14 protein-coding genes are annotated in these 16,987 nt (G+C 41.9%); 7 read left to right on the forward strand and 7 right to left on the reverse strand.

The annotated features are described in order from the left end of the window. Positions 1-249: 249 nt before the first annotated feature. The 7 genes from LKJ51_RS00545 to LKJ51_RS00575 all read right to left on the reverse strand — a co-directional run bounded on the left by LKJ51_RS00545 (position 250) and on the right by LKJ51_RS00575 (position 10,249). Positions 250-1,578, reverse strand: a complete 1,329-nt coding sequence (locus LKJ51_RS00545; RefSeq protein WP_291978601.1) for an APC family permease — start codon at positions 1,576-1,578, stop codon at positions 250-252. A 284-nt stretch (positions 1,579-1,862) separates the two neighbouring features. Next, a complete protein-coding gene (locus tag LKJ51_RS00550) occupies positions 1,863-2,186 on the reverse strand; it encodes a MazF family toxin-antitoxin system (RefSeq protein WP_291978603.1) in 324 nt (107 codons plus the stop codon). Beyond that, positions 2,176-2,466 carry a type II toxin-antitoxin system RelB/DinJ family antitoxin gene (locus tag LKJ51_RS00555; protein ID WP_291978604.1) on the reverse strand — a complete coding sequence of 97 codons (291 nt, stop codon included), beginning with the start codon at positions 2,464-2,466 and terminating at the stop codon, positions 2,176-2,178. The genes LKJ51_RS00550 and LKJ51_RS00555 overlap by 11 nt, the downstream gene beginning before the upstream one ends. Positions 2,467-2,586: 120 nt before the next feature. Then, positions 2,587-5,253, reverse strand: a complete 2,667-nt coding sequence (locus LKJ51_RS00560; RefSeq protein WP_291978605.1) for an HAD-IC family P-type ATPase — start codon at positions 5,251-5,253, stop codon at positions 2,587-2,589. Between the two features lie 252 nt (positions 5,254-5,505). Next, positions 5,506-6,828, reverse strand: a complete 1,323-nt coding sequence (locus LKJ51_RS00565) for an MFS transporter (RefSeq protein WP_291978606.1) — start codon at positions 6,826-6,828, stop codon at positions 5,506-5,508. A gap of 64 nt (positions 6,829-6,892) precedes the next feature. Continuing rightward, positions 6,893-8,506 (reverse strand): APC family permease, encoded by a 1,614-nt coding sequence (locus LKJ51_RS00570; RefSeq protein ID WP_291978607.1) that lies wholly within the window; start codon positions 8,504-8,506, stop codon positions 6,893-6,895. A gap of 351 nt (positions 8,507-8,857) precedes the next feature. Next, a complete protein-coding gene (locus LKJ51_RS00575; RefSeq protein ID WP_291978608.1) occupies positions 8,858-10,249 on the reverse strand; it encodes an APC family permease in 1,392 nt (463 codons plus the stop codon). 134 nt (positions 10,250-10,383) lie between these two features. On the opposite strand from LKJ51_RS00575, the gene LKJ51_RS00580 reads away from it, so the two are divergent. The 7 genes from LKJ51_RS00580 (at position 10,384) to LKJ51_RS00610 (ending at position 16,589) form a co-directional block, all read left to right on the forward strand. Further along, positions 10,384-10,797 carry a bis(5'-nucleosyl)-tetraphosphatase gene (locus LKJ51_RS00580; RefSeq protein ID WP_291978609.1) on the forward strand — a complete coding sequence of 138 codons (414 nt, stop codon included), beginning with the start codon at positions 10,384-10,386 and terminating at the stop codon, positions 10,795-10,797. A 1-nt stretch (position 10,798) separates the two neighbouring features. Beyond that, the gene (locus LKJ51_RS00585; protein ID WP_291978610.1) at positions 10,799-11,383 is read left to right on the forward strand and encodes a guanylate kinase; all 585 of its coding nucleotides are present in this window, start codon (positions 10,799-10,801) and stop codon (positions 11,381-11,383) included. Between the two features lie 26 nt (positions 11,384-11,409). After that, entirely contained in the window at positions 11,410-11,847 is a 438-nt protein-coding gene (locus tag LKJ51_RS00590) for a Fur family transcriptional regulator (protein ID WP_291978611.1), read from the forward strand. Between the two features lie 75 nt (positions 11,848-11,922). Further along, complete coding sequence (locus LKJ51_RS00595) at positions 11,923-12,345, forward strand: hypothetical protein (RefSeq protein ID WP_291978612.1); 423 nt, start codon at positions 11,923-11,925, stop codon at positions 12,343-12,345. Positions 12,346-12,363: 18 nt separating this feature from the next. Continuing rightward, positions 12,364-13,203, forward strand: a complete 840-nt coding sequence (locus tag LKJ51_RS00600; protein ID WP_291978613.1) for a DUF6681 family protein — start codon at positions 12,364-12,366, stop codon at positions 13,201-13,203. A 147-nt stretch (positions 13,204-13,350) separates the two neighbouring features. Then, positions 13,351-13,908, forward strand: a complete 558-nt coding sequence (locus LKJ51_RS00605) for a TetR/AcrR family transcriptional regulator (RefSeq protein ID WP_291978614.1) — start codon at positions 13,351-13,353, stop codon at positions 13,906-13,908. Between the two features lie 35 nt (positions 13,909-13,943). Continuing rightward, the gene (locus tag LKJ51_RS00610; protein ID WP_291978615.1) at positions 13,944-16,589 is read left to right on the forward strand and encodes a YhgE/Pip domain-containing protein; all 2,646 of its coding nucleotides are present in this window, start codon (positions 13,944-13,946) and stop codon (positions 16,587-16,589) included. Positions 16,590-16,987: the final 398 nt, after the last annotated feature.

Raw genomic sequence — 16,987 nt, forward strand, 5'->3', positions numbered from 1 at the left:
GCATTTACAAAGAAGTGTGCTGTGATCTTTTTTGAATGTTGGTAGGTGTGGTTAAAGCGTGACTTGATTGTGGCTTCTACTGAACAGAGTCGAAATGAGGTCGCCAGGGTCGGTTTCTACTGGGACTGAGTCGAAATCGGTTCACAGGAAAGCCCCTATAGACAACAAACTCCCTCCCAGATGCTTTCAGCATCCAGTCGGGAGAAATTGTTGTCTTACGGGCCTTTTTTACCTGTTCACACTCTATTCTTACATCCTCTTTTCATCCATCCTTTTAACGGCGTAGAAGATGGGGAGGCCGACGATGACGATGCCGACGAAGAGAAGGACACCGGCAGGGTCGTTGAAGATTTCACTGACGAGGACGAAGATTCCACCGGCGATTGCAATGATTGGTACGAGTGGGTAGAGTGGAGTGCTGAAAGGCCGTGGTCCCTTATTTTTCTTTCTGAGAATGAAAATACCAAAGAAAGCTAAAAGGTAGAAGCAGTAAACGGTAAAGACACAAAGGTCCGAGAGGTGATCAGGATCGAAGAAGAACATCATTATGGTAGCAAGGGCAACGATAAATAATGTTGCAACAACAGGCGACTTACCTTTTGGTGTAACGAACGAAAGGAAGCGCGAGAATGGCAGGTCACCACGACGCGCCATTGCGTAAACAATCCGGGGGAAGGTAATCATTTTTCCGTTTAGGGTACCCATCATCGAAATGATAATTCCGGCCGAGAGGAGTTTGCCACCGATTGCACCGAAAGCCTTAGTGGCAAGGTAAGCAGTGGCGTTTTCACCAAGGCGGTGGATCAGGTTAGCAGGTAAGAACTTAAGAATTCCAACTGTGATTAAAGTATAGATTACAAGAACGGCGGTGATCCCAAGGATGATTGCCTTTGGTAGTAATTTTTGTGGGTTCTTCATTTCACCACCAAGGTTAGCGATCAAGATCCAGCCATCATAACCGAAGAGGGTTGCTAAAACGGCAACACCAAAGCCACCAGTAGCGTGTTGAACTTCGGTAACGGTTTGACCAAAGGCGTGTTGGTTACCAAAGAACAAACCGAAAATAATAATGGCAGCGATTGGAATCATTTTTCCGGCTGTTGTAATGATAGCGAAAATTGCCCCAACCTTGTTTTCAAACAGGTTCATGATTCCGATTGCGAGGACGGTAATCACGGCTAACGGAATTCGCCATGCAGCACTAAGACCAAAGAAGTTGGCCATCAAGATACTCATGAAGCCGGCAACCGAAGCAATGATTGCAGGGCCGTAAACGATGACTTGCATCCAGCCGGCAAGAAAACCAAGGATTCGTCCATAAAGATTTTCAATGTAGACGTAAAGCCCCCCAGTGTAAGGCATCTGGGCACCAATTTCGGCAACCGTTAAACCACCAGTTAGGGTAATGATTCCCCCAAATACCCAGGCAGCAATTGCAAGGGATGATGTGCCGGCACTATCAAGAACGGAACCTTGCTTGAAGAAGATCCCTGAACCAATAATTGTCCCCACGACAATCGAGATTGCCGACCAAAATCCTAACGACCGTTTCAATTCTTCTTTTGGTTGATTATTCATCGCCATTCCTCCAATTCAAAATCGGCATAATAAAAGCCGGGTCCAACCTTAATCATCTGGAAATCGCCAAATGATTAAGTGAACCCGGCATTACATTAAACCGTTCTATAGGTACACTAAAATCACTCAGCCTCGGATAGAGCTAGAGGCTGAGGAGGAAGATTGTTGTAATTGATTATTGAATACTAACATTGATCTTTCTCCTTTCGTGTACTTGATGTTTCTTAGAATACCATTAGAAAATTAATTTGGCAAGTACTAAATAAGAAATACAATTACTAAAATTAGCTTTCTATATTTTCAATAAATTTAGCAAGTCCTTTTCTGTCTTTTATCGTTAGCTTACCGACATATTTTAATGATACATCTTTTTTTGAAAGATTAAGGACGGTTCCTACGTCAATATAAGATTGTTTCTTTAATCCTTCATTTTGCCAATCTTGCAGTGGGTAATAGATCTTTTTGATTCGTTCAGATTTATTACTGTATTTACTTGTTACTTTTAAAAAATAAAATTCATTATTTTCTGTTTCTATAATGAGGATTGGCCGCCTTTTACCACCGTTTTGCCAGGTAACGAATGCGGTATATATTTCATTAATCTTCATCGTTAAAAAATTCCTCTAGTTCTTTTTTAGTTCTTAATTTTTTTACAGGCAATTTTTTTAAAGCATTTTGTAGTTCTAGATCAGCCATCTGCTCTGATGTTAAAGAAAAGTCTAGGGGGATACTTCCAGTAGAAGCAATTTTACGATAAAGGCCATTAATAACTGCAGTTGGAGTTAAACCGACTTCTTTAATAACTTTTTCTGCCATATCTTTAATTTCAGGGTCAACATTTGCTTGTACACGTGATTGTGATTTTTTACTTTTTAGCATTGTACTCATATCTGTTCACCTCATAATTTATTATGAGTATATTTTACTATAATGTGTTAAAAATAATCAAATATAAACCCAAAATAAGGCATCGAATCCATATAGTTTCGATACCTTATTTATTTAAGATTAAGCCTTCTTCATCCTAAACCGAATCCACTTATCTCCTTCAGTGAAAATCATAATCAAGCAGGAGAAGAGAATTACGGCACCCCATTCAATGAGGCTGATTCCGGTGACGTGGAATGCTGTTTGCATGAACGGAACGTAGGTTAAGATTAGCTGGAAGATAATCATTAAGCCAATTACGCCCCAAGCTTTCTTGTTGATGTCGTTAATTTGGGTTAAGCCATATTGTTCAGTTCGAATACTGAAGAAGTAGAAAATCTTGCTGATAACAATTGTGTTAACCATCATTGTTGTAGCGCTAAGCTCACCTGCACCGGCGCGAATAAACCATTCGTAACCAATTAAGGCAAAGATTGCCATCAAAGCGGAAACGTAGCCCATTTGGAAGAGGTCATGTCGGTTCATCAGCCGTTGGGTGATTGGTCGTGGTGACCGTTCCATTATGCCATCTTCAGCCTTTTCAAAGACGAAGGCAAATTGGATTGTGATGGCGGCAATTAGGTTGATCCAGAGCAACTGAGCAGGTTGTAGTGGAACCTGTTGGCCAGTCAGGATTGAGAAAGCAACGACTAGTCCTTCAGCAAAGGAAGTTGGTAAGAGGAAAAGAATACTCTTCTTAATGTTGTCGTAGATCCGTCGACCTTCCTTAATTACGGCGGCCATTGTTGCAAAGTTGTCATCACCAAGGATCATGTCAGCTGCGTCTTTTGCAACATCGGTTCCCTTGATTCCCATTGCAACCCCAATATCGGCTTTCTTTAGAGCAGGAGCATCGTTGACCCCATCCCCAACCATTGCAGTCACCTGTTGCTGGTTTTGGAGAGCTTCCACAATTTCAAGCTTGTTTTGTGGAGTTGTTCGAGCAAAGACCTGAGTATTTAGGGCAACGGTTTCCCGTTCCTTCGATGATAGCTTATCCCATTCAGCACCGGTAATGGCGTTAATTGGACCGTTGGTTAAACCAAGTTCTTTACCGATCGCCCGGGCAGTCTGTGGGTCATCACCAGTGATCATCTTAACGTGAACCCCAGCTGTGTTCATCTTCTTCAATGCAGCGATTACTTCTTCACGCGGTGCATCAAGAAGGGCAGCTAGGCCAAGAAACTTAATTCCTTGATAGAGGTGTTCGTGATCAACCTCAGTTAAGCTTTCACCCTTTGGTACAGGTTGGTAACCAACAGCGATTACCCGCTTACCAACACTTGACCAGTCATTAACCCGTTGTTGCCACTTGTTAAGATCGAAGTTTGGATCTTCTCTTTGTGCCATTTCAAATAACTTGTCAGGAGAACCCTTGATAAAGATTACTTGTTGGTGGCTTTCTTGATCTTCCGTTAGCTTGGCGATGTAGCGGTAGTCGGAATCAAACGGTAGTAAGTCAATATCAGTGTACTTTGATTGATATTGGGGACCGTGAGCCTTGTGATAAAGTGTCAGGAAGGCACCATCAGTCGGTTCACCATTAATGTGCCATGCCCCGTTATTTTCGCTCAAGACAGTATCGTTAGCTTGGTAGCCGGCTTCCACGAACAGTTGTAACTGGTCGGTGAGGGCAGCTTTTTTACCATCTAGTTTAATTTCACCAGTTGGTGCGTAGCCAGTCCCCGAAACTTTATAGAGTTGATCACCAACCCAGAGTTCAGTCGCTGTCATTTCGTTCTTAGTCAACGTCCCTGTTTTATCAGTGGCAATCACATCAACCGAACCGAGAGTTTCGACGGCTGGCATTGATTTAATGATTGTCTTGTATAATTTGGCCATTTTGCTGATCCCGAAGGCAAGAATCACGGAAGTAATTGCTGGTAGTCCTTCAGGAATGGCACCCACAAGCATAGCAACAACTGCAAGGGCTAGAGCAGGCAGTGAGTAAATCTTTAATATGAAGCCAACGATGAAGACGATGATCGAAGTTGTGATGGTGATGTATGAAACCACCTTCCCAACGTGGTCGATTTCCCTTGTTAAAGGAGTCTTCTTTGGCTTGATGTGGGCAACCTCTTGAGAGATCTTCCCGATTTCAGTCTGTTCAGCAGTTGCAATAACCACTCCCAAACCACTCCCGCTAGTTACGGAAGTTGAAGCGTAGGCCATGTTAACCCGTTCAGCTAACGGAATGTTATCGTCACTTAATGGCTCATCAGTCTTAATCACCGAGTTTGTTTCACCAGTTAATGCCGATTCCTCAATCCGGAGGTTATCGGCAGAAACGATCCGTAAGTCTGCCGGAACGTTATCCCCAGCTTCAAGGAACACAACATCACCGACAACCAAGTCAGCTGCATCAATATCTTGTCGCTTCCCATTGCGGTAAACAGTCGCCTGGTTAGCCATCATTTCTTTAATCTTTGCTAGTGCGTTTGCAGCACTTGTCTCTTGGAAGTACCCGATCAGGGAGTTCAAAATTACTACGGCACCAATAACGATGGCATCAGTGTAATGCCCAATGATTACCGTTAGCAATGTTGCAACTAGCAGGATATAAATCACGATGTTATTAAATTGGCGAAGGAAGATCTTCCACTTTGACGTTGACTTTGCCTCGAGAACGTTTCGACCATCTTGGGCTAACTTTTGCTTAACTGTTGCGTCGTTAAGTCCTTGAGTAAAGTCCGTTAAGTTGAACTCTTGCTTCAGCTCGTTAGTAGTTAATTGATATTTTTCTTTCATTTTGCTCCTCTTAATACTTTCCCTAAAGCAACATCACGGGTTCCCGTCCCCCGTGGGTAATAAATTACAAATGCTTTGAGTTAAATTACTTTAATCAGTCCTTTTCTTATTTTTCGTAAGAATATTATACCATTCTGATTAAAGGGAGAAGCTGCTATTAAAGGATTCTTAGACGATAGTTCAATAAAATTTCATAATTAATAAAGCCCAAGTCTGGCCATCAAGGTAGCATAAACTTGGACTTATTGATGTTTATTTGTTTTCTTCTTTCTTCATAAACCGCGGTGATGTTTCAGGAGCCCAGAAAAGACAGATAATTCCACCAACGATTAAAACAATGGTGCAGACAAGCATTGCCAAATGAGCACCGCCGATGTTAGTTAATACCGGTAAGAGGAATGTTCCACTTGCAGCACCGATCCGGCTAATAGTAATACAAGTTCCAACCCCAGTAGCCCGAACCTTGATGTCAAAGAGTTCAGTGGGGTAAGGATAGTCAAGGGTTAACCCTGAAGAAAGGATGATTGAAAAGAGGGCAAAGATCCCAATTTGAAAGCCCAAAGATGACTGGGGACCAATCATCATGGCAATTAAACCGATCGCAGAAAAGAAAAAGGTTCCGATTAGAAATGCCCGGCGACTAATCCTCTTGAAAACCCAGGCACCGGCCAGCACACCAATCAGCATACAACCGTTGTAGATGATTCCTGACAAATTACTGTCTCCCATATGCATACTCTTTAACAGGATCGGCAGGAAGATACTGATACCGAAGAACGCAAACACTTGGCAGGCATAAAATAATCCACCAACAAGGGTTCGCCGTCGGTATTTTTTGCTAAATAAGATCGTCCATGAAATATTATCAGCGGGTTTAGCCTTGAGAAGGCGAAGTGGGAGGCCCCAGCGTTTACCGATATGCTTTTGAATTAACTTTTGGGCCTTCTTGTTTTCCCCTTGGCTAGCAAGCCAGCTAGGCGAAGCAGGAAGTTTTGATACCGAACGAAAGATTCCGGCAACTAATCCGGGAACAACGGAAGAAGCGAGGATTACTTGCCAGGTATGGCTCCCCAAACCGCTAATCATAATTCCGGCAATGTAGGAAAGAATAAAACCGATTGTCCAGTAGATAATTAATTGACTTTGGCGTTTACCACTTTCATTGGCTGGCAGCCATTCAACAAGCAACGAGTTTCCCACCGTATAATCAATGGCAATCATTAAACCAATGAGGAAACGAAGAATAAACAATAAGAATAGGTTAGTAGTCACCAGCTGGAGGAGTGAAAAGGCCGCAAAAAGGTACATGTCAATCATTAACATCCGTCGTCGACCAAATTGATCGGCTATTCGCCCCATTAAGGCACTTCCCATGAGTCCAAGTAAACTACCCGCACCAATTAAACCAACCCAAAAATCATTAATGGTAATATAATTTTGAGCTTTAGTAAGTCCAGTTCCGCTAATACCGAGGGCGTATCCACAGGCGATTTGGCCGAGGATAATTGCAAATAAGACGCGAAAATGAACAGCTTTTAATGGTGCTTTTTTATAATTCTTTTTTGTATATTCCATGATAAAAAATATAAGAAAACCTTATATTAAAACACCCCTTAGTTGATGCTATAGATTGAGAAAATTAATCCTCTTTAGCCTGGCGTTTAACCTTTGCATTAATTTTATCTGCCATCTTCAAATCAGGGGCATTCTTCATCTTACTAAGTAATCCCCAACGGTAGAAGAGGTAACTAGCGATAATAATTACAACAAAGTCCCAGGGATAATGGAGAATATTTTTACCGTTAAAGCCAGTACTTCCGATATACGAAATGATCGAAATAAAAATAAGGTAGGTAATTAGCCAGCCACTACTTTTTAGCTGTTGCTTAATGGTTGTTCGACCTCGTTTGTAATCAAAATAAATGTATAGGGGCAACCCTAAGATGATTACAAAAATGACCTCAATCGTTGTTGGCCACATTGCCCAGTAAATAGCTAAACTAGCAGCGATAAATGATAATGGAGCTATAATCGGCAGAAGTTTCGACTTAACTGGTCGAGTATAGTTTGGTCGTAACTTTCGCATGGTCATAACAGTAACAGGACCGGTAAGATAAGCAATCAACGTTGAAGTTGAGATTACACTCGCAAGAACGTCCCAATCACGGAAGACAGTTACCATTCCTGCTCCAATTACCAAGTTAGTTAAGTATGCTAAACGGGGGTTCCCATAAATACCGTCAGTCTTTCCTAACCAAAGAGGAACGTGACGGTTGAGAGTCATGGCCGCTAACGTTCGCCCTGACGAGGCAACAAAGGAAACCCCGGTCCCAAATGGTGAGACAAAGGCATCTAAATATAAAAGAACAGCTAACCAGTTAATGCCAAGCATTATTGCAATATCAGCAAATGGCGAGTTGAAGTTCAACCCTTGCCAGCCGTCCTTAGCCAAGCTTGTCGGCTTAATTGCACCGATAAAAGCTAATTGGAGAAAAATATAAATCAATGCGGCAACGCTAAGTGAAATCACAATTGCCCGGGAAATATTTTTGGCAGGATTCTTAATTTCTCCACCAATATTAATAACCGTTTGGAAAGCATTATAGGAAAAGAGAATCCCGGAAATTGTTGTTGCCTGGAAAATAGCACTAGTTCCGTTTGGAAAGAAACTATGAACGGAATTACCGAAATTCCCAGGATGAAAACTACTAATCATTAAAATAATAATTGTTAATAACGGCATCCCAACTTTAAAAATAGAAATAAGATTGGTGAACCGTGTCATCAGTTCAACTGACCAAAAGTTTAGAAGGGTAAAGATAATCATGAACAAGAAGACTACCCAAAGGCCGCTATTACTAATGTGGCCGTTAGCCATGAACCGGTTAGTCCAGTTCGCCCAACTCCAAGGCCAGGAACTCATATATTGAACAGCCGCTACTGCTTCAATTGGAATGATTGCTAATAATGAAACCCAATTAGCCCATGAAGAAATAAAGCCAAGTAAAGGCCCGTGGGTGTATTGAGCATAGCGACTCATTCCGCCACTTTCCGGAAGCATTACTCCCAGTTCGATGTAGTTAAAGGCAATTAACCCCATCACGATCGCACCGACAATCCAGGAGATAATAGCGGCAGGTCCAGCAGTAGCTGCTGCTTCGCTGGCCCCAAATAACCACCCAGAACCAATTAACGAACTAATTGCGAGCATTACTGCTGAAAGTAACGAAATCTTTTTAGAATTTTTTTGCAAATTTTCACCTCAAAAATATTTTAGTGATCCTTATGCAAATAGTGCCTAGTTGGATAACGCTAGACAGAAGTAAATCTCTTAATTGTGTTCCAAACAACTAATGTCTATTCACACAAAAATTCAATTTCTTAAAGACAGATTACAATATACCATATCACGCAAAAAAGCTGTGATGCAAATCACTAGTGATAAAGTAAACGGATACATAGCTCAAAAATTGAATTTTTTAATCCATTATCAAAACTTATAATGATGGGAATTAGAAATATTTAAAATAAAAAGAAAGCAGAATTACGAAATTAAGTTTAAACACGTAACCCTGTTTTCCAATATATCAATATAGTGAAGAGTTTATTTTACTTGATTTAGTTTGCTATGCCGGTACCCATATGTGAAGTAAATGATTAATCCAATTACAAACCAAATTCCGGCCCCAATATAAGTTTCCAATTGAAGCTGAGTCATCATTGCGAGACATAGAAGGCCTGAAAGCACTGGAATGAATGGGTAAAGGGGAACCTTGAAGCCACCACGATTACCAATGTCTTTCCGTCGACGAAGTGGGATGATCCCAAATGACACGAGGGTAAAGGCAAACAGCGTCCCGATGTTAACCAGACTAGTTAATTGATCAAGGGAAACCAAGCCACCCATCGCAGCAATAATGATTGCAACGACCCAAAGAGCTACTTGTGGAGAGTGGCTCTTCTTATCTAACTTACCAAGAAATGCTGGCAACAGTCCGTCACGGCCGATCGCATAGATTAACCGTGAACTGGAGTAGATCATTGCTACCATCATGGTGAACATCCCGACTAGCGCACCGATTGAGAGAAGTTCTGCTAACCAATTCTGGTGAACCAGTTGAAGGGCATATGATACGGGGTTGGCGACGTCAAGTTTGGTGTACTTTACCATCCCCGTGAGGACAATTGCCACTCCCATGTAGAGAACCGCAACGATCCCAAGCGTTCCGATAATTCCAAGTGGCATGTTCTTCTTGGGATTCTTAACCTCAGCGGCTGAACTAGAAACACAGTCGAAACCAAGGTAAGCGAAGAACCCAGTTGTTGCTCCATGAATAACCCCGCTCATGTGGTAAGGGAGAAATGGATGGTAGTTTTTCGGCTTGATGAAGAATAAACCAGCGACAATGAAGATAAGGATAATTGCAACTTTAATTACTACCGCAATGTTGTTTACCCGGACTGATGATTGAAGCCCTCGGGATAACATAACGGTAATTAAGAGGACAATCACAACCGCAACAATATTAATATAAGTACCGTGTGCGGGATCGAATGGTCCAGAAAGAGCATGGGGGATTTTAAGCCCAAAACTTTCGATAAATGAATTAAAGTAGGCGGCCCACCCCGTTGAAACTGATGCCACGGCTAACATATATTCTAGGACAAGCGCCCAACCAAGGAGCCAGCCGAAGAATTCGCCAAACACCACGTTACCATAAGAATAGGCACTGCCGGCAACGGGTAATGCTGAAGCAAATTCAGCGTAGCACATTGCGGCAAATGCACAGACAATCGCGGATAACAGGAAAGAAAGGGACACCCCTGGTCCAGCCTGCTTAGCCGCAATTGTACCCGGGAGAATAAAAATCCCGGTACCAATAACGGTTCCAATTCCGATAGCCATCAAGTCACGAGCGTTCATTGTTTTAGCGAAAAGTTTATCAGCTCCAAGATAACGATCGAGACTTTCTTTTCGGAAAATGTTTAAGCCCATCTTTAACCCACCTTTGCTATAATAAATTTAGCGGCAGGTAGTGAATCCTGTCGCGTATACTAACAATAATACATTTAGTTAATATTAAAAGTCAATTAGAAAATTAGATTATTTTTAAGGAGATTCAAGCGATTATGGCAATTGAAATTACTAGTGGTGCTGTTGTTTATCGGCAAAATAATAGAGAAATTGAATACCTCTTACTAGAAAGCCAAAATAAGGGTCACTTCTGGGGATTCCCTAAGGGCCATGTTGAGGGCAAAGAAACGCTTGAAGAAACCGCTAAACGAGAAATTAAAGAGGAAACACAATTGGTCCTGCCAATCGATACCAGTTTTCACGTTTATACTGAATATGACTTACCAAACGGCAACCGGAAACAAATGACGCTGTATACTGCTGATTTGACTAAGAATGAAGATATTCATTTACAAGCAGAAGAGATTAAGAATAGTGGCTGGTTTAATTACCATGATGCTCGAGAACGGCTGACATATGATAATTTAAAGCAGTTGCTAGACCAGGTTAACGCTCATTTGACAAAGTAAGATGAGTTCTGGAAAAGTATTTGTCATTGCCGGGGCGGCTGGCTCCGGAAAGACAACGGTAGCTAAGTTTCTTCAGGAACATTATCAAATGGAACGGGTAATTACACATACTACCCGTCCACCACGACCAACTGAACGTGATGGCGTTGATTACCACTTTGAAACGCCGGCTACGATGAATAAGCTTCATCTTTTGGAATCGGTTGAGTATGATCATCATCGTTATGGTTCCTCAATGGAGAGTCTTGAGGCTGGTTGGCAAAAGGGTCATGATGATGTAATCGTTCTCGATACCAAGGGTGCCTTGACATACCACCAGCAGCTAGGTCAGCGGGCAGTAATTATTTTCCTAACGGTGAGCCATATTGCTTCCTTAGCCAAGCGGATGGTTAAGCGGGGAGACGGAATTCGTGCGGTGCATTCGCGATTGAAAAGCGCTGAATATCACCGAGACCTCCACTTGCCCGATGAACTGAAGGGGATTGCTAACGTGGTCGTTAATGATTCTTGGGAGCAAACGGTGGCTCAGGTAGAGCAAATCGTAAGACAAAGTGATTTAGAAAAAGATCAATCTATGGTAGAATAACTTTTTTATTAGGGAGGTGGCATTCGATGAATGAGCTAATTATGCAAGCACGAGAAACCTTGAAAAACAATGGATCCCGGTGGACCAAACAACGGCAGCAAATGATTGAAATTTTAGCCGAACATCCCGATCGTTATCTTGATTTTACGGATGTTGATCAGCGTCTGCGAAAGACCAATCCAGGCCTTAGCTACGGGACTATTTACCGTAATTTAAAGGAATTCGAGAAATTGGGGATTGTCGAAACCCGGCAAGAGGGTGAAAAAATGCAGGCTAAGGTTTGCTGTGATTCACGTCATCATCACCATTTTATTTGTGACGTTTGTGGACGAGTTCAGGAAATTAAGATGCCGCCAATTGACTATGATTTCTTTGCTAAGCAACTTCCAGGGGCAAAGATTAATGGTCATGTTTTCGAGTTACATGGTATTTGTGCCGAGTGTCAGGCCAAAAGAAAAGGCTAAATAATTTCAATATTCCTTAATATTTATCGGGGAGAAAAGCGAGTATGATAGGTTGTAGAAAAGGAGCATTTATTTATGGCAAATAAAATCCCACCTATTGTGACTCCCTTTGCGTTATTTTCAATTGTCTTAGCATTAGGGGCCACGAACGTTGTTGTTAACCATGCAACACACACCTCTGAAGGGGCACGGGTAAGTTCAACATCATCAGTTGATCGACGGACTAATTCTGACAGTAGTAGTGTTCTTAGTCATTCTTCCTCACAACAGGACGATAATGACGAGCAACAATCTTCCAGTACCCGGAGTCGTAATAACGATAATACTCAAGAAAACCAAAATAATACTGGTAATGATACAGAGCGTTCGTCCTCAACCACGACAACGCATAATCAGGGAAACCAGAATACTGGTAACAAGTCGACCGGTAACGAAACTCAAACCGGGCAGATCAATGGTGGTCAAGGAACGACTACTCAAAATACAACTAATAATTAAGCGGGGTGAACCTCACAGATGTTTAGCTTTCTCGATATGATTAACTCATCGCTGAGCTATTTTAATTTAGATGTCAAACTAAAGAACCGGATCTATATTGTTCTGGCCATTTTAGGCGATATTTATCTGGTATACGTGACCTTCCGTTTATTTATTAACCATGCCTGGATGCGTGGCTTCTTGTATTGCTTAGCGATGGTCGCAATTACTTACTTCATTTACGTTAACTTTGTCTTCTACTTCTTAGGGAAGACTTCTCAATTTGATTTCCTTTCACCACGGATTGCCAAGGTGACGGGACAAAAGTTTGCTGAAAATAACCAGCCACAATTAAGAAGGGGTGCTGGTCGGTACTCAACCGGATTGGCAAACCAATCAAACGGTCTTTTCTCTGGTGCTGATACAATTCCAGCAACCGTTTCAATTGATCATTCCGAACAAGAGAATCTTCAAAAAGTAGTTGATCGTTTATTATCCGAAAAAATCTTCGTCAACGATTTTAATGGGATGAGTGAACGGGAGATTATCCACCAGTACCAGGAGACTCACCAGCCTGTTCAAGCATTAAATGTGGAGTCAATTCCACCGTACTTTGAACTAGTCCACGATCCAATCCGTCATCGGCTTGAGATTTATATGGGGATGAACCAAATGGAACGCCACCCGGTTGGCCACATCACTAAGATTGGCTTAACCGATGTTCACGAGGCTCACGAAAAGTACCGGATTTACTTGGCTAATCTTGTGGTCGTTGATGGACCAAACAAGATTCCAGGACGAAGTGGAACCACGATTATGACAACCGCCGACTATGGACTAAAAGCCCAAGTTGCCTATCGTGAACGAACAACAAAATAACAATCAATTTAAACTATTGTCACATTAAATGAGACAATAGTTTATTTTTGTCTTATGATGATATAAACGTGCCAGATTAACTCTGTTGTCTATTTTTGACACGGTTTACAATGTTTATTGCAAAATTGGTTAAAGGAGGGGAGACTAGTGCGAGTCACAAGAACTGTGCGTGATTTTCAAAATGCATTGCTAACACTACTTGAAGAGCGATCCTTTGAACACCTGACAATTGATCAAATCTGCCAAGAAGCGTTACTACACCGGAGTAGTTTTTACCGCTACTTCCGCGATAAGTATGACCTCCTTGAGCAAACATTGGGAACGCAAATTAACCGCTTAGTTGATAGTAGTGATTCGGAAGATGATCTAATTAAGCAGTTAATTTACTATGTTAATGACCATAAGAATGTTTTTCGTCATTTAGCATCGGAAAGTGCCCACAGCTCATTGTATGCTGAAATGATGCATATCCTGAGTCAGATCATGCTGGAACGGCGGCAAGAAAAGAGCAATGATCCTGTTATTCAATTATTACAGCAGACCGCCGATCCGGAAATGTTAGCGTATGTGCTTAGTGGTGCGTTAATCGGCACTTTTTACTGGTGGCAGGATAAGAACTATGATGTTTCAATTGATCACGTAATTGAGTTTGCTAAGCGTTCAATGCAATCATTATCGGTTGGTCGCCAATTGGAACAAAATTAATTAACAAATATTTAGGGGATAAGAGGAGAAAATAAATGTGGAATGCGATTAAAGCGGAATTTAAAAATATTCTGCACAATCGACTATTATTAATTTCCACTACCGTTATTTGTATTATCCCGTTCCTTTACAGTATCTTTTTCCTAAAGTCTGTTTGGGATCCTTATGGGAGTACGGAAAATTTGCCGGTAGCGGTTGTTAACAAGGATGTTCCGGTTGAATATCGTGGACAAACGATGGATATCGGTCATCGAATGGTCAAAGAATTAAAGAAAAACAAGCAATTAAAGTGGGAAATCGTCTCACCTGAAAAGGCACACTATGGATTAACCCACCGGAAATACTACACGGTTGTTACGATTCCAAAGAACTTCTCTAAGGACGCAACAACTGTTTTGAACAAGCATCCTCAGCAAATGCAACTGAAGTATGAGACGAACGGTTCACTAAACTACATTGGTGAAGTTATCAGTCAGTTGGGGATGACTAAGCTAAACGAAAAGATTCGGGCACAAGTTACCCGGGCATACGCTCAAGCAATGTTCAAAGCCCTCCACACGGTTGGTAAGGGGATGGGTACTGCTGCTAGTGGTGCCAAACAACTGGACAATGGACTGGTAACCCTTCAAAGTGGGATGAACCAGTATGTTGCCGGGGTTTCCCAAGTGAACAATGGTGTTCAGAAGTTACGGGTTAGTGTTGCTCCATTAGCCGCTGGTGCTCAACAATTAGCATCTGGTAGCCAAACACTTGCTAACGGAATCCGCCAATACACTGGTGGTGTTGGTCAGCTTGCCGCTGGATTAGGTAAATTGAATGCTAACTCGGGTGCACTGAACTCAGGCGCAAGTCAATTGCAAAGTGGACTGGGTCAATTGAGAGATAATTCTTCTGCAATTCAAAGTGGAACTGGTGATTTAGCAAAGTATACTGGTGAGTTAGACAAAGAAGTAAACGGTAACGATAGTCAGCTAAGTCAGTTAGGTAATATGGACTTTGAAGGTATTATGGGAGCAATGAACCAGGCTCAGGATCTACAAAAGAGTCTTGCTCAATTGCAAACTGGTTTGACTACTGCTAAAGCTGCTTTGGCTGGTGTCCAGGAAAGTGCTGGTAAACTTCAACAAGCTTCTGGTGCATTGGCTGGTGTTAGTCAGGTTAAAGGACAATTAACCAGCGCTGCAAATGGTGCCGGTAGTGTTGCCAAAAGTGATGCTGAAATAGCCGGTAAATTACAAGCTCTTGCAGGTTCAACTAGTGATAATAATATTAAGAGTCAACTAGGCGCGTTAGCTACACAGGCTGGAGCAAATGCTAAAACTGCTGGAGACAGTGCTAAAACTATTGCTGATGTTGGAACTACTTTGAATAGCCTAAATAGTTTAGGAAGTTCTTTAAGTGATATGCAATCACAACTTGGTCAACTTTCTCAGATGTCAACAATCCTTGATAATGCTGATGGTACAATCAAGCAAGCTAATACATTGCTTAATACTTTGAATGGTTACAAAGGTACTTTATCCAGTTTGTCTGGTTCAAAAGATAAAATTAAGGCATTGCAATCTGCTACTAGCCAAATTGCTGGTGGTGCTAATACCCTTAATACTTATGTCACCCAATACACTAACGGTGTTGATTCCGCTGCCGTTGGTGCCGGAACGTTGACTTCTGGTATTGGTCAATACACTGCCGGTGTTGCTCAAGCAGGAGCAGGTGTTGGTCAATTAACTGCCAACTCTGGTCAATTGAACTCCGGTGCTGGTCAACTTGCAGGCGCTCTTGGTCAATTGAATGGTCAGGTTCCTGCATTGACTGCTGGTGTTAATCAATTAGCTGCTGGTACCCAACAATTAGTTGATAATTCACCAGCACTTGTTCAAGGAATTACCAAATTAAACGTTGGTGCTGGTAAGTTAGCTGATGCTCTGGGTAAGGGTGCAAAGACCATTAATGGTATTAAGACCTCTAACCGGACAGCTAAGATGATTGCTGAACCTTCAGTTGAAAAGCACTCTAACTACAGTTACGTACCAAACTACGGTCACGCACTGGCACCTTATGTTCTGTCAGTTGCCCTTTATGTTGGTATGCTTGTCTTCAACTTTGTTTACCCAATTCGGCGGGTCGCAGATCCAAATGCTTCTGCAACCGCTTGGTGGTTCAGTAAGGTTGTTGTTGGTGGAATCGCCGCAATTGCCATGGCTGTTGTTGAATGTGGAATCATGATGATGTGTGGATTAACAATCGACCACGTTCCATCATTCTTTACCACAACGATCCTCTTCGGGTTGGCTTCGATGGCTGTTGTAATGTTCTTATCAATGACCTTTGATAACCCTGGTCGGTTTGTTGCCATGGTTCTTCTGATGTTACAACTTGGTGGTTCTGGTGGGACGTTCCCAATGGAAGTTACCATGAAGTTCTACAATGTCATTCACTGGTACTTACCAATGACCTACTCGATCCTTGGTCTACGTGATTCAATTAGTGGTGGTTTAGGTACCCACTACACAATGTTCTGCAACCTTGTCCTATTAGGAATCGCGGTTGTCTTTAACCTCTTGTTACTATTAACAATGAAGGGAATTGCATCCCACGAGTTCCATGCACCAAGTGTTGCTAGTGAGAAAGAAAACGAACACGGCCCAATGGGTGAGGGCGATGGCTTTAATTCAAAATAGAGTGTGACTCAGCAGAAAACTTGCGGAAAGCTAGCAATTTCTCCTGACGAAGGCGACTTGCGCCTAAAGAGTGAACCAGAAAACTTGTTTTCGTCTGTGAGCCTTCACAAGGCTAACTAGAATTCTGACTACCAACTTGTTGGTGGCAGAATTCAGTTGGCTACTGAGGAAGGAGGTTGCTAGCTCTAGCAAGTTTCTGAGGAACACGTTTAAACTATGCTGCATTAGAACCCATAATAGGGATCATGTTCGCAGTAAATATTTCTTAACAATCATGCTAAAGAGGCTGGATTAACTTCCAGTCTCTTTTTTTGTAAAGTTCGTGTTTTCCCTATTGTTTATTCAATATCTCTGTGCTATTTTTTAAACACCGAACAAACTTATATTATTTAAAAATA

This window comes from Limosilactobacillus sp. (genome assembly GCF_022651205.1).
Lineage (GTDB): Bacteria > Bacillota > Bacilli > Lactobacillales > Lactobacillaceae > Limosilactobacillus.

Bases quoted from the DNA above. Each gene is read 5' to 3' on its own strand.
- LKJ51_RS00595 (WP_291978612.1), top strand. From the start codon at position 11,923: ATGGCAAATAAAATCCCACCTATTGTGACTCCCTTTGCGTTATTTTCA.
- LKJ51_RS00560 (WP_291978605.1), bottom strand. From the start codon at position 5,253: ATGAAAGAAAAATATCAATTAACTACTAACGAGCTGAAGCAAGAGTTC.
- LKJ51_RS00590 (WP_291978611.1), top strand. From the start codon at position 11,410: ATGAATGAGCTAATTATGCAAGCACGAGAAACCTTGAAAAACAATGGA.
- LKJ51_RS00575 (WP_291978608.1), bottom strand. From the start codon at position 10,249: ATGGGCTTAAACATTTTCCGAAAAGAAAGTCTCGATCGTTATCTTGGA.
- LKJ51_RS00600 (WP_291978613.1), top strand. From the start codon at position 12,364: ATGTTTAGCTTTCTCGATATGATTAACTCATCGCTGAGCTATTTTAAT.
- LKJ51_RS00585 (WP_291978610.1), top strand. From the start codon at position 10,799: ATGAGTTCTGGAAAAGTATTTGTCATTGCCGGGGCGGCTGGCTCCGGA.
- LKJ51_RS00580 (WP_291978609.1), top strand. From the start codon at position 10,384: ATGGCAATTGAAATTACTAGTGGTGCTGTTGTTTATCGGCAAAATAAT.
- LKJ51_RS00565 (WP_291978606.1), bottom strand. From the start codon at position 6,828: ATGGAATATACAAAAAAGAATTATAAAAAAGCACCATTAAAAGCTGTT.
- LKJ51_RS00610 (WP_291978615.1), top strand. From the start codon at position 13,944: ATGTGGAATGCGATTAAAGCGGAATTTAAAAATATTCTGCACAATCGA.
- LKJ51_RS00555 (WP_291978604.1), bottom strand. From the start codon at position 2,466: ATGAGTACAATGCTAAAAAGTAAAAAATCACAATCACGTGTACAAGCA.
- LKJ51_RS00550 (WP_291978603.1), bottom strand. From the start codon at position 2,186: ATGAAGATTAATGAAATATATACCGCATTCGTTACCTGGCAAAACGGT.
- LKJ51_RS00545 (WP_291978601.1), bottom strand. From the start codon at position 1,578: ATGAATAATCAACCAAAAGAAGAATTGAAACGGTCGTTAGGATTTTGG.